Below are 13,487 nucleotides of genomic sequence, written 5' to 3' on the forward strand. Positions count from 1 at the left end.
TGTGCGCGCCCCGGCTGCCGCTTCACCGATTCTTGACATCGTTGTCAGCGCAGGCGAAGTACCCCCTCCAGGAGATACCGAAGGAGTACCGGGTTCCATGACTCACAGATGGCGACAGCGTCGCAAACTCACGGCGGCCGCTGCCGCGGCCGGCGTTCTGGTGGCCCTGGGAGCCGCCGGGTCCCCCGCACAGGCAGCGCAAGGCGCGCAAGCGGCTCGCGGTCACAGCGCCGCGCGTTCTGAGGTCGTCTCGGGCGACGCCCGGTTCGAGGTCCTCTCCCCGACGCTCATACGCACCGAGTACGCGGGGGACGCGAAGTTCGTCGACGCGGCGACCTTCAACGCCATCGGCCGCGACACGTTCGGCAGGACCCCGTTCACGTCGTCGACGCGCCACGGCGAGCTGACGATCCGCACGAGCGCCATGACGCTGACGTACAAGGTCGGCTCAGGGAAGTTCACCGCGGACAACCTGAAGGTGACGCAGAAGGCCGGCAAGCAGTCGGTCACCGCCGCTCCCTGGCCCAACGCGCCGGTCTGCGCCGTCGGGACGCGGTGCGAGGCAGAGGACCAGACCCTCAACGGCGTCGGCGTCGCCATGGACCACTCCGGTTACACCGGCTCCGGCTTCGCGGCGGGCTTCCAGTCGACGGGCAACTCTCTGTCGTTCTCCGTGACCGTACCCAAGGCCGGCACCTACCAGGTCGCCACCCGCTACGCGAACGCCGTCGGCGGCGACGGCGGCGACGAGGACCGCACCCTGAGCGTGTCGGCGGACGGCGGCGCCGCGAAGACGCTGACGCTCCCGAAGACCGCGAACTGGGACACCTGGTCCACGACGTCGGTCACGCTCAACCTGTCGGCCGGCACCCACACCGTCACCTTCGCACGGACCGCGGCCGACTCCGGCAACGTCAACCTTGACAACCTTGCCGTCCTGACGCCGGGAGCGCCCTACCCGGACCCCGTGAATCCACCGGTCGAGGACTGCTCCTTCGGCACCGTCTGCCAGGCCGAGACCGCGGGCCTCGGCGGTTCCGCCGCGCTCAAGTCCGACCACAACGGCTACTCGGGCCGCGGGTTCGTGGCCGGTCTCGAGTCCTCGGGCGCGCGGGACACGCTGCACGTCGTCGACGTGCCCAAGGCCGGCGACTACGCCCTCCAGCTTCGGTACTCCAACGGCGACGCGAGCGGCGCCGCCCGTGCCATCTCCGTCAAGGTCGGCGCGGGCGTCCCCGTAAAGGCCTCGCTGCCCGCTACGAGTGACTGGGACGCCTGGCGCACCGCCACCGTGCCGGTGCACCTGGCCGCGGGGACCAACGACGTGACCGTCGGCTGCCCGGAGGACGACGGCTGCCGCGTCAACCTCGACACCGCAGCGGTGACCTCGCGCACCTCGCCGCTGCTCTCCCCGCACGCGCCGCTCGGCGGGTACCGCCGCAGCCTCGACGGCGTCAACGGCGAGGCGCCCACGACGCCGGGCCTGCTCTACCAGGACGGCTGGACGCTGCTCGACGACACCGCTTCGGCGATCTTCGACAACGCCACCCGGAAGGTCACGCAGCGGGGCGACCACGCGGGGAAGGGATACCAGGACGGGTACGTGTTCGGCTACGGACACGACTACCAGCAGGGCCTGGCCGACCTCGCCACCCTGACCGGGCCCTCCGCGCTGCTGCCGCGCTGGGCGTACGGCGTCTGGTACTCCGAGTACTACGACCGCAGCGCCGCGGACTACGAGAACACCATCCTGCCCAAGTTCCGCAAGGACGGCGTCCCGCTCGACGTCCTGGTGACCGACACGGACTTCAAGTCGCCCAGCACCTGGGACGGCTGGGAGATGGATCCGAAGAAGTTCCCCGACCCCAAGGCGTTCTTCGACTGGTCGGCCGCGCAGGGGCTGCACAACTCGCTCAACATCCACCCGAGCATCTCCGGTGACGACCCCAGGTTCGCCCAGGCGCAGGCCACGGCCAAGGGCAAGCTGAAGGACAGCGGCAACAACACCTACACCTTCGACTGGGGCGACCCCGACCAGCTCAAAGCGTACTTGGATCTGCACGAGCCCATGGACAAGGCCGGCGTGGACGTCTGGTGGCTCGACTGGTGCTGCGACGCGTCCGTCTCGTCCCTCGGCGGGGTGACGCCTGACGCCTGGATCAACCAGCAGTACGCCGACGACTCGGCGAAGAACGGCCAGCGCTCCTTCGCGCTCTCCCGGGCCTTCGGGGCGCTGCCGCAGGGCAACTACAACCCGCACGGCCTGCCGTCAGGGCCGTGGGCCGACAAGCGCACCACCGCACACTTCACGGGTGACTCCACGTCCAGTTGGGCCACCCTCAAGTTCGAGGTCGGCTACACCCCGGGCGAGTCGGCGTCCACCGGCCTGTCCAACGTGTCGCACGACATCGGCGGGTTCAACAACGACGGCACCCAGGCCAAGGGCGCGGAACCCGGGACCACGAAGCTGCCCGACGACCTGTACGCCCGCTGGGTGCAGCTGGGCACCTTCCAGCCGGTGGACCGCCTGCACGGCAACCACGCCGACCGGCTGCCCTGGCAGTACGGGCCGGCCGCTGACGCGTCCGCCGGGAAGTTCCTGAACCTGCGGGAGGACCTCGTCCCGTACACGTACAGCCTCTCCGAGCAGGCCAACCGCACCGGGACCCCCGTGGTACGGCCGGCCTACGTGCAGTACCCGGAGAGCCAGGACGCGTACGCGACGGCGGGCAGCGAGTACTTCTACGGCCCCGACGTGCTGGTCGCCCCGGTGACCACGCCCGGCGAATCGGCCACGACGTCCGTCTGGTTCCCGGCCGGCTCCTCGTGGACCGACTACTTCACCGGCAAGACGTACGCGGGCGGCACCACGCAGAAGATCACCACGGGGCTGGACTCGATGCCCGTCTTCGTCAAGTCGGGCGGCATCATGACGACGCGCACCGGCAACGTCGCCAATGATGTCCAGAACCCCCTCACCAAGGCGACGGTCACCGTCGCGCAGGGCGCGCCGGGGGCCACGAGCCTGTACGAGGACAACGGCACCACGGCCGACAGCAGGCAGAGCGCCACGACGGCGATCCGCTACGCCGAGCACGGCGCGAACCACACGGTCTCGATCGCCCCGGCGTCGCGATCGTTCAAGGGCCAGGTCTCCCGCCGCGCGTGGACGGTCTCCTTCATGAACGCGCACGCGCCGAAGCAGGTCTTCGTCAACGGGCGGCGGGTCTCCGCCGCCCACTGGTCCTTCGACGCGGGCTCGCGGACCCTGACCGTCACCGCTCCGGCCCAGTCGGTGCACCGTCCGCTGGAGGTCAGGTACAACTGAGGCAGACGGTCGAGCCCCGGCGGTAGCGCCGGGGCCGGCGGCGCTGCCGGTCAGCCGGCTCCTCCCGACGGGTGTGGCGCCGGAGCAAAAGCGCGGATTCCATCGATCGTCGCAACACCTTGATCGAGAGGTGGAGCGATGGGTGTCTTGGATCGGCGGCGGCCAGGGCGTCGATGACGAGATCGGTGCGCGTGTGATTCGCGATCGCCCAGCCGACGAGGCGGCCGCTCACCACCTGATCAACTGCAAGGGAAGCGTAACTGCCTCGGCGCGTCGGAAGCGGCGCGAGTCCAGCCCTCCACGGGCCCGCAGCGTTGCCGCGGGCCCGGCGGTCGACAGGAGGGTGCGGGACTATCGGGCGAGGGTGACGGTGATCGCGGTGTCGGGGCACTGTTCGAGGACCTCGGCCAGGGCGGTCTGTCCGGGGGCCCCGATGGTCGGGCTCCAGCGGGTTTTGTCTGTCATCCAGCCGGTGACGTAGGTGCAGTGGTAGCCGGCGGCCGGGGGCAGCCAGGTGGAGGGGTCCTGGTCGGCCTTGGACCGGTTGGAGGCGGCGGCCGAGACGGCGATCAGGTCGCGGTCGTCTCCGAGGTCGTTGGCGTAGGCCTCGCGTTCCGTTGGGGTCCAGGTGCGGGCGCCGGAGTGCCAGGCTCCGGTGAGGAGGACGAGGTGGTCGATGTCCAGGCCGCTGGGCCCGCTGATGTAGTGGTCGGGGGGAGTGCCAGACGCCCCCGGTGAGGCGGCAGTTCGGGCCTTGCTCGGGCGCGGTGACGGCCTCGGCCTCGAGGACCTCGGCGCGGGTGTTGCAGCCGTCGTGGTCCGCGTCGGTCCAGTACTTGAACTTGGACCGCTGGTAGCCGGTCCGGTCCTCCTCGCGCACTGGGGGCAGGGTGTCGCGGACGGGCAGCGTGACGGTTGCCCCGGCGGCCGCCCCTGTTGGTGCGGCACCGCAGTGATGTTGGGGCTGGTGGCCGCGGTGGCGAGCGCCGTGAGGAGCAGGCTGGTGAGGGAGGCGAGCAGGGCAGCGGGACGGGCAAGATGCATGAGAGTGTCCGCCGCTCTGGTCGCCTGAGTCGCCCGACGGGAAGTGCGCCGCACGTCCGCCGCCGACCCAGCGGCCGGTGACCCGGAGTCATGGGCGAGGACGGGCGCGCCGAACCACTGACCACCTCGCACCGCCTGCCGACGCGCGGGACGGACGCTCAGTGGAAGTCCAGAGGCCGCGGCCCACACCGCACCTGCGGCCAGGACGCCAAGGGCGGTGAGGTGCGCTGGGTCTCGGCCGCGAGCGATGGCCGTAACCGATGCCCGGCCGCCGCCTGCCCCACGGCCTGAACACCCGCCTCACTGGAGCTGCGACGCGGCCTCCGCGAGCAGCCCGCGCAGCCACGTGTGACCGGGGTCCGTGTCGTACATCGGGTGCCACCAGAACGCCTCTACGATCGGTACGGCATCGAACGGCGTGTCGACGATCCGCACGCCGAGCACCGGGGCGAGATCCCGGGCCAGCCTCTGCTGCATGAACGCGATCCCCCCGCTGCGGCGGACCATGTGCGGCATCGCCAGGAACGAGTCGGCGATCGCGCAGACCCGTGGCACGACGCCCAGCAATTCCATCTGCCGCCACGCCGGCGCTCTCCCGAGCGGGTCACCGAACGTGGTGACCCACGGAAGCCGTGACAGGTCGGCCATCGTCAGGTGCTCGCCGACATCCGGGTTGTCGGCCGCGACCACACAGATCCAGCGGTCGCGGAACAGGGTGAGGGAACATGGCAGGTCCAAGTAGCCGTGCGGCATGAAGACCCCGTCCACCGTGCGGGAGAACTCCCCGTCTCGGGCGAGCACTTCGGCGGTGACCGGGCTGAAGTGGACACTCACGTTCGGCGCGCGTTCTTCGAGCAGCGCGACGAGCCGGGCCCCGGCGATGCTCGTCCCGTAGTCCGAGGACACGATGGTGAACACGCGGTCAGATCCCGCCGGGTCGAACTCCGACTGCGCCGAGAACACCCGCTCGACCGCTGCGATCGCGACGCTCACCAACGGCTGCAACTGGGCGGCGAACGGGGTGAGCTCGTAGTGGTTGCCGACGCGCGTGAGAAGTTCGTCGCCGAAGTGGCGGCGCAGTCTGGCCAGTGCGGCCGACAGCGTCGGCTGGGTGCGCGAGAGCCGTATGGCGGCGCCGGTGACGCTTCGCTCGGTCAGCAACCCGTAGAGCGCGTACAGATGATTGTTGTCCAGGCCTTGCAGCCGGATCCCGGCGGACATAGATCAACTCTATAACGGACATGGGAAGTATGCGCTTCCTTGAGAGCGCTGAGCGGCGCAGGCTGACACCATGAGCGATACCTGGATCGACGTGCATGCCCACTACACCCCGCCGACCACCCCTGGACAGCGGGAGGCCACCTGGCGGGCGATGCGCGATGCCTGCTTCCTGGCGCCGGAGCCGTACCACTGGACCGTCGAGCGGACGCTCGAGCAGATGGACCGGACGGGCATCGGCATGCAGATGCTGAGCAACCAGCCCGACACGACCGAGGCCCTGCTGGCATCCAACGACTACGGGGCGGCCCTGGTACGGCAGTATCCCGACCGCTTCGGCCTACTGGCCGCCCTGCCCACCGATGACGTGACCGCGACGATGGCCGAACTCGACCGAGCGGCGGAACTGGGCGCGGACGGCTTCGCGGTGACCTGCCGACGCAACGGCGTGTACCTCGGAGACCCGAGCCTGGAACCGATGTGGGCGGAACTCGACCGCCGTGGCGCCACGGTGCTCGCGCACCCCGACGCGTACGCGGACGGCGTGCAGGGTCGGCCGGCACCATTGCTGGAGGTCGGTTTCGAGACCACGCGGACGATCGTCGACATGCTTTACGCAGGCGTGTTCCGCGAATACCCGAACGTGAAACTGATCGTCGCCCACTGCGGCGGCGGGGGCGCGCTGCCGGCCATGTCGGGCCGGCTCGGGCTGCTCGGCGCCCAGGCATGGGTCCCCAATCCGAAGGCCCTGAGCGCCGACGAGATCCGAGTCCAGTTGCGGCGGCTCTACCTCGACACCGCCGCAACCGGGTTCCCGTCCTGCCTGGCGGCGGCACTCACGATGACCACGCCGGACCACCTCGTCTACGGCTCGGACTCCGGGGTGCCCTGTAGCACCGAGGAGACCGTCGAAGCCAACCGGAAATCCCTGCTCCAGTTCGACGGCCTGACGCCGCGGCAACGCCAGGACATCGGACGCAACGCAGCCGTCCTGTTCCCCGGCGCCGCAGCCCGCCTCGACGGCGCCCGACCGGCGGACGTCACGGCATAGCCCGTCGAGCGCCGTCGGCCCATGGCCGTCACCGCCTCGCTCCCGAGGGGGCGGAGCGCCTGCGTGCGTCGTCCTTCACATTACTTTTCGGACGTCGGCTTCACCGGCTGCGGTGGGGAGCTGCGGCCTCGATGGGCGCCCTGGCCCTGCGTGCTCAGAACTCCGCCGGTCAACTGCTCAAGCGGGGTGTGGAGGTCGAGCACCACCACATCGGCCGTCCGGTCCTGCCCGCGTCCGGCTGACACCCACTATGCCGAAGGGGGCGGCCCGGCCAGTTAATTCATTGTCCCTGCCACGGACGCCTGGCAGGATCGCTCGCGGTCGGCGCGAGGTGCACCGGGCGTGATGCGCGAGTGGACGTCGGTGGCGTCCTGCTCGCGGTTCTCTCTCGTCTCCGGTCGTCCCGCCCGTGTGCTGTCGGCCGCTGTTTTCTCTCGCACTCGAAAGGTGCTGAATGACCTTCCTGAGCAGTACTGCTCCCCGTTTCTCCGCCATAGCGGGTCCTGGCGCGGAGCTTGATCAGATCTTGGCCTTGAGTTCCGTTGAGCCCGTGTGGCGGCTGCCTGCCGGTGCATACCGGGAAGAGGCCGCCCAGCGTATGTACCGCCCGGAGTGGACCTGGGCTGCCTGGGGGCCGGACGGCCGCGTTCTGGCTCGTGCTCTGTGGTGGGGACAGAGCGACAGCGTGCACCCGGTCGCCCTCGACTGTCTTGCCACAGCCGACGAGGTTCCCGTGGCCGAGCGCGCGGCACTGGCCGCCGCGCTCCTCGATGCGGGCCATCAGGCTTTCCGGGAGGCGGGCGCCGAGATGCCGCCGCTGTACAACCTCATGAAACTGCCCGCCTCGTGGCGCGGTGATCCTGAGCACGTTGCCGCCGTGGCCTGGCGTCGCGAGGCGGCTCACCGCGCGGGCCTGAGCGTCGAGGTGGAGCGGCTGCAGTTCGAGTGGACGCCGCAGGATCCGCTGCCCGCCGAGCCCGAGCATCTGGTGTTCTCCCCGGAACCGGACGACGAGGTCTTCCTCCAGGCGATGCTGCGGGTCGCCGAGGGAACACTGGACGCCCACACCGTCGAGAGCGAGGCGGCCATGGGACCGGAGGCCACCGCCCGCGAAAGCCTCCAGTTCTACCTGGACCGTCCCGGTAAGCGCGAGTGGTGGCGTCTGGCGCACACCCCGGACGGAGCCCTGGCCGGCCTCGCGATCCCGTCGGCCACTCCGTACAGCCGTAACGTCGGCTACCTCGGTGTCGTCCCCGAACTGCGCGGCCGCGGTTACGTGTCGGAGATCCTCGCCGCCATCACCCGCTTTCAGGCCGACGACGGCGCGGAACGCATCACCGCCACGACCGACCTCGGCAACCGCCCGATGGCGGCCGCCTTTACTCGCGCCGGATACCGCACGACGGAAGTCCGCTTCATCTTTTCTGCTCCGGTGGGCCAGCAGGGCTGAACCGAGGCCACCGCTGCCGGCCGTACCGAGGCTTCGGCGATGTCAAAGGCTGGTACCACGACGGACTCAGGGGCGACCCCGAGTCCGGGCTGCCAGTTGTGGGCAAGCACTTCAAGCACGCGGGCACCGCCGGCTGGGCCTGCCCGCGTCTCTGAACTGCCGTGACGGCACAACGGCTCGCCCTGGCCGGAGGAGAACCGCTAGCGTGCGCGGGGTGATGACGGCTGACGACGTGTTGTCCATCCTCGGCGTGCTGCGGAACGCGGGCCTCGATTTCTGGGTCGGGGGCGGCTGGGGTATCGATGCTCTGGTGGGGCGGCAGACGCGCCAACACCGCGACCTGGACCTGATGCACCGCAGCAGCCAGGAACCGGATCTCATGGCGGTTCTCAGGGGCGCCGGATTCGCCGGGACCCTCGACTGGCGTCCCATGCGGTTCGTCATCACCGGCCCCCGCGGGCGGGAGATCGATCTCCATCCCCTGGTCTTCGCGGCGGACGGATCCGCTGTGCAGGCATCGCCCGACCCGGAGCACCCCTTCGTCTATCCCGCCGCGTGCTTCGTCACCGGCACGATCTCGGCCACCACCGTCCCGTGCCTGTCACCGGAGCAGCAGGTCTACTTCCACCAGGGCTGTGAACCGGCTGACCACGACCGTCACGACATGGCCCAGCTCCGGCAGACGTTCGGCATCACCACCCACTTCTGAGCAGCCCGCCAAGCGCGCTTCCCCTCGTCTTGAACCCGACTCACCGCGACACCGCCTTGGACGGGGTCGCGGGAGCAAGCGCGCTGGGGAGTGGGAGTCGCCTGCCGACCGCCTCCGACGTGCTCGACACCGGCTGGTTCGCCGCTGTCGTGGTGGAGACCGGCAGCGGCCTGCGGTCGCCGCCCGCACGGACCGCCGTCGACGCCCCGGACGGGATCGGCCCGCCGCGAGCGTAAGCCCTGGTGGCGTGCGCACCGGCGTGACCTGCCACAACGGCTCGGAGGGTGGAAGAAGGTGCTCAATCCGCAGCAGCAGACCGGTTTTCCCCGCGCCGTTCAGGCTCTCTGCAGTGCAGCGGCCCGCGAACGTTGCGCCCAGCGCGACCAAGAGGATGGCGAGCCGGCCAGCTGGCAGGCACTGGTCTTGGGGGCGCCGGCCGGCGGTCCCGTTCCCGCGCCGTGGCCGGGTCGAACCCGCCCAGGCCACCGAATCCGCCGACGCGACAAGCGGGGCGCCTACACCGGCTTCACGCCCGGCCGGCTGCAGGAGCGGGTCGGCCGTGACGACGAGGACTGGCCCGACAGCCCCTTCCTCCTCATCGCCGACGAACAGGCCCTGGCCTCCGCGGAGTTTCCGTTGCTGGCCGTGAACAACCTGCCCGACGAGGACGACGCCCCGTTCAGGATCACCCTCGCCGCGGCCGGTTTCTTCATCGTCAGCCTCGGATCCGGTGCGGCCGGGCCGGGCGCCTGAACCGGCCGGCACTGTCCCGGGCGACGTCCACGGCCACCTCCAGCACCACCGCGAGCACGCGCTGCGTTCCCCAGCCCGCCGAGAACGTCCGCCCCTCCCACGGGTGCGCACCCGTCGGCGGAGCCATCATCTCGGCCAGGGTACGGCCCAGGGCCTGGCGGGACAGGGTGGTGCTGCGCCCGGTGTACTGAAGGCGGCCTGCTCTGTCGTAGCGGCCCCAGCAGCACCGTCCGGGGTTCGGCGAGGGACCCGGTGACGGCGCCGATGATGGCCTCGCTGGTGACCCGCACCTTGTACTTCCGCCACAGCCGAGCGCCTCCGACGTAGGGCTCGCTCAGCCGTTTGAAGCACAGCCCCTTCAGCCCGGCCGCCGTCCACTCCAGGCACCCTCGCGCCACAGCGGGGTCGGTCGGCGTGGTTGCTCTTGGTCGCCATGGCTCTGTTCCTCGTTCCTGGACCAGTTCAGCGCTGGGGAACGGTGTCCTTGGTGCGCTTGCAGCGATGGCGTGCCGACTCGGGGGTGCGTCGAGCTGCTCCGCTTCTCATGCAGCTGCTGCTGCCACTACGAATACGAGACCGGGTCGGCGGCCACGGATTGGCCCCTGGGTATGTCGTGCGGTGGGTGCGTGCTCGGCCCCTGGCCGGGCCTTTCAAGATCATCCGGTTTGTGCTGCTGTACATCGTGGGGCACCTCGATGACATAGCCGACTGGGAACATTTGCGGCTGAGCGCGGATCCCGGATCACTGCCTGGTTCAAGGGTGGTGATGCCGTCACCAGGGTGAGCGACGCCTTCTCGCACAGCCCGCCGCAGGCGATTGTTGATTCCGCAAGTTCGGGACCAGCAGAAAGGCACAACAGTCGTGGAGCCCAATCAGGTGGCGATCGTCACCGGTGCATCAGGGGGCCCGGGGGCGCGACCGTGGTGGGCCTGGCGGGTGCGGGGCTCGCCGCGCTTGTCGACCACCTCCGCGGCGATGAAGTCGGGGGCGCCGACACCACCGAAGCCGCCGCAGGCAAGGCACTCGCCGTGTCGGCGGCTCGGCGACCGTAGATCTCGCGGACCTCGTCGCCTACCGGCCTCTCCCGCCTCTGGACGGGGCAACGGCCAGCTCATCAGAACCAATGGAGGAATCGCCTGATGCCCACCACCACCGAGGAATCCGACAGCCTCGTCGTCATGGTCACCGGGGCCGGCAGCGGTATCGGCCGCGCCGTCGCGGTGGAACTCGCTCGCGCAGGTCACATCGTGTACGCCGGGATGCGCGACCTCGACGGGCGCAACAGCCAGCGGGCGGAGGAGCTGCGCGAGCTCGCATCCGCCGAGAAGGTGCGCCTGATGGCGCTTGAACTGGATGTGCTGTCCGAACCCGGCTGCCGCAGCGCCGTCGACCTCGTCCTTGGCGAGTACGGGCGGATCGACGTCGTGGTCAATAACGCCGGCATGCTGATGGCCGGCGTCGCCGAGGGGTTCACCCCGGATCAGTTCCTGCGGATCCTCGACACCAACGCGGTGTCCTGGCTGCGAGTCAACCGCGCAGTGCTCCCGGTGATGCGCCGCCAAGGCTCAGGGACGCTGGCCTACATCAGCAGCACGACCGCCCACATCGCCGAGCCGTTCATGGCGACCTACATCGCCAGCAAGGCCGCGGGCGAACTCCTCGCCGAGTCGATGGGCCTGGAAGTGGCACCTCTGGGCATCGACACCGTGATCGTCGTACCGGGCGCCTTCACCGAAGGTACTGAACACTTCGCGCACAGCAATCCGCCTGCGGACGCGGCCGTCGTCACCCAGTACGCCAGCCTGCCGGAGCGAGGCGCACAGATCCCCGAGCGTCTGCACGCCATCGACCTCGCGAACGACGGATCCCCCGCGCAGGTGGAGTCCGTCGGCCGGGCTCTGGCCGAGGTGCTCGAGAAGCCCCGGGGCAAGCGCCCCCGCCGGGTCGTGGTCGACGCGCAGCGCAAGGGCATCGAGGAACTCGACGCCGTGCGAGCAGCCAAGCAACTCACGTTCTTCCGCCAACTGGGCATCGACGACCTCCTCACGGTCGCCGTGCCCACCACCATTGAGGAGAAGCAATGACACGCACCATCGAAGACCTGATCGGAACCTTCTACGCGGCCTTCAGCGGCAAACCCGAGCTCCTCGACGACATCGTCGCCGACGACTGGGACGACATCCCGCTGGGTCCGGGCCAGCCCCCAGGCCGAGCCGGTGCCGCTTCGCTGATCAAGGGCGTCGGCGAGGCCTTCAGCGACTTCCGCATCGTGGTCCACCAGATCGTCGACGGCCGCGGCCCCGACGGCGACGGGTTCGTCGGCGTGCGCGGCGAGATGCGCGGCGTGCACAGCGGCGAGACCTTCGGCGTCCCGGCGACCGAGCGGGAGTTCCAAGTCCGGATCCACGAGTTCCACGAACTGGTCGACGGACGCATCGCCCGCACCTGGCACCTGGAGGACTGGCTCGAATGGTTCCGGCAGGTCGACGCCTCGCCTGCCCCCTGAAGCAACGACACGGAAGAGCACATCGATGAAGGCATTGCAGTACACCGCATACGGCCGCAACCCGGTCGTCAACGACGTTCCCGAGCCAGTCCCCGGGCCGGGCGAGATCCTGGTCCGGGTCGCGGGAGCGGCCCTGAACCCGCTCGACGTCAAGATCGGCGCGGGCCACGTTCAGGAGTATTTTCCGATCACCTTCCCTTCGATCGTGGGCACTGATCTCGCGGGTACGGTGGAGCGACTCGGATCCGGTGTGACGGGCTGGAGCATCGGCGATGCGGTGATCACTCGCACCGCCCCGACCGCCGGTGGAGCTGTCGCGGAATACGCTGTGGTCCCGGCGACGAGTCTGGTGGCCGCGCCGACCATGATTCCGCTCGACATCGCCGCCGGCCTGGCCACCGCCGCGGCGACCGCATGGCAGGCAGTCACCGAGATCGCAGAGCTGAAGTCCGGCCAGAAGGTGCTCGTGCACGCAGGCGCCGGCGGCGTCGGCAGCTTCGTCATCCAACTGGCCCATCGCACTGGTGCACACGTGGTGACCACCGCGTCCAGTGCTGCTGCCGAGATCGTCCGGAAGCTAGGGGCCGATGAAATCATCGACTACACCAGCGTCGACTTCCGCACTGCAGTATCCGATGTCGATGTTGTCGTCGACTCGGTCGGTGGTGAGACCGAGGCTCGGTCGCTCGATGTCCTCAAGCCGGGCGGTCTGCTGGTCAGCCTCCCCGTCCCGCCGGACTTCGAGCGTGCCGCCGCTCGCGGACTCCGCGCCGAGTTCGTCTTCCACGCCTCCGACGCCGAGCGACTGGCGAAAGTCGTCGCAATAGCGAACGAAGGTATCGACATCGTGGTCGACCGCACGGTCCGGCTCAGTGGTGCCGCGGACGCGTTCGACTACCTCGCCCAGGGCCACGCCAAGGGCAAGGTCATCGTCCAGCCATGACGCACCGTAGCCGTCGGGATGAGGGAGTCCCTCGTCCCGTCGGCTTTCCCCCTCCTTTCTGGGCCGGCAACGGCTGCGCCAAAGCGAGTGCTCCGGTCGAAGGACATGGAAGGGCCTGGGCCAGGTGATCGGTCCGTGACACGGCTGGCTGGGATCCTTCTTGACGGGTAAACGTTGCCTGCCGGGGCACCACGCCGAGTACGTCGTGGTGGACGAGAACCCGCTCGCGCCATTAGACAGACACCTTCCGCTGACCGCGGCAGCGGTTCCACCCCTGAGCGCAATCACGGCGCAGCAGAAGGCTGATACCAGACGACCGGGTCAGTCGTTTCCGTAGGCGATCATCTCCTGCGACTGGCTGCCGATCTGGGCTGAAGCGTGTCGGGAATGGGTTCGGGTCGGTGACCTCTCGGGCCAGAGTCGGGACGGGCGCGATGCGGCTCGTGCACGATTGCGGAGCCTAAAGGCCTACCTCGGCGATCCC

10 protein-coding genes are annotated in these 13,487 nt (G+C 69.6%); 8 read left to right on the top strand and 2 right to left on the bottom strand.

Features of this window, described 5'->3' with window-relative positions:
• Positions 1–97: 97 nt before the first annotated feature.
• Positions 98–3,328 carry a TIM-barrel domain-containing protein gene (locus AC6I72_RS31140; RefSeq protein WP_498004466.1) on the top strand — a complete coding sequence of 1,077 codons (3,231 nt, stop codon included), beginning with the start codon at positions 98–100 and terminating at the stop codon, positions 3,326–3,328.
• 351 nt (positions 3,329–3,679) lie between these two features.
• Here AC6I72_RS31140 and AC6I72_RS31145 read toward each other — a convergent pair whose 3' ends face one another.
• Positions 3,680–4,372, bottom strand: coding sequence for an HNH endonuclease family protein (locus AC6I72_RS31145; protein ID WP_498004467.1), 693 nt, complete (start codon positions 4,370–4,372; stop codon positions 3,680–3,682).
• A 300-nt stretch (positions 4,373–4,672) separates the two neighbouring features.
• Complete coding sequence (locus tag AC6I72_RS31150; RefSeq protein ID WP_498004468.1) at positions 4,673–5,593, bottom strand: LysR family transcriptional regulator; 921 nt, start codon at positions 5,591–5,593, stop codon at positions 4,673–4,675.
• Between the two features lie 70 nt (positions 5,594–5,663).
• Between AC6I72_RS31150 and AC6I72_RS31155 the strand changes: the two genes are divergently transcribed.
• The 7 genes from AC6I72_RS31155 to AC6I72_RS31185 all read left to right on the top strand — a co-directional run bounded on the left by AC6I72_RS31155 (position 5,664) and on the right by AC6I72_RS31185 (position 13,003).
• Complete coding sequence (locus AC6I72_RS31155) at positions 5,664–6,641, top strand: amidohydrolase family protein (RefSeq protein WP_498004469.1); 978 nt, start codon at positions 5,664–5,666, stop codon at positions 6,639–6,641.
• Between the two features lie 454 nt (positions 6,642–7,095).
• A complete protein-coding gene (locus AC6I72_RS31160) occupies positions 7,096–8,091 on the top strand; it encodes a GNAT family N-acetyltransferase (RefSeq protein ID WP_498004471.1) in 996 nt (331 codons plus the stop codon).
• Positions 8,092–8,308: 217 nt separating this feature from the next.
• Positions 8,309–8,800, top strand: a complete 492-nt coding sequence (locus AC6I72_RS31165) for a nucleotidyltransferase domain-containing protein (RefSeq protein ID WP_498004472.1) — start codon at positions 8,309–8,311, stop codon at positions 8,798–8,800.
• Positions 8,801–9,094: 294 nt separating this feature from the next.
• Positions 9,095–9,553: a DUF6924 domain-containing protein gene (locus AC6I72_RS31170; RefSeq protein ID WP_498004473.1), complete on the top strand. Its 459-nt coding sequence runs from the start codon at positions 9,095–9,097 to the stop codon at positions 9,551–9,553.
• Positions 9,554–10,693: 1,140 nt separating this feature from the next.
• The gene (locus AC6I72_RS31175; protein ID WP_498004474.1) at positions 10,694–11,638 is read left to right on the top strand and encodes an SDR family oxidoreductase; all 945 of its coding nucleotides are present in this window, start codon (positions 10,694–10,696) and stop codon (positions 11,636–11,638) included.
• A complete protein-coding gene (locus tag AC6I72_RS31180) occupies positions 11,635–12,060 on the top strand; it encodes an ester cyclase (RefSeq protein WP_498004475.1) in 426 nt (141 codons plus the stop codon). Before AC6I72_RS31175 ends, AC6I72_RS31180 begins: the two co-directional genes overlap by 4 nt.
• A gap of 25 nt (positions 12,061–12,085) precedes the next feature.
• Positions 12,086–13,003 (top strand): NADP-dependent oxidoreductase, encoded by a 918-nt coding sequence (locus AC6I72_RS31185; RefSeq protein ID WP_498004476.1) that lies wholly within the window; start codon positions 12,086–12,088, stop codon positions 13,001–13,003.
• Positions 13,004–13,487 lie beyond the last annotated feature (484 nt).

It is taken from the genome of Streptomyces sp. Xyl84, assembly GCF_059731885.1.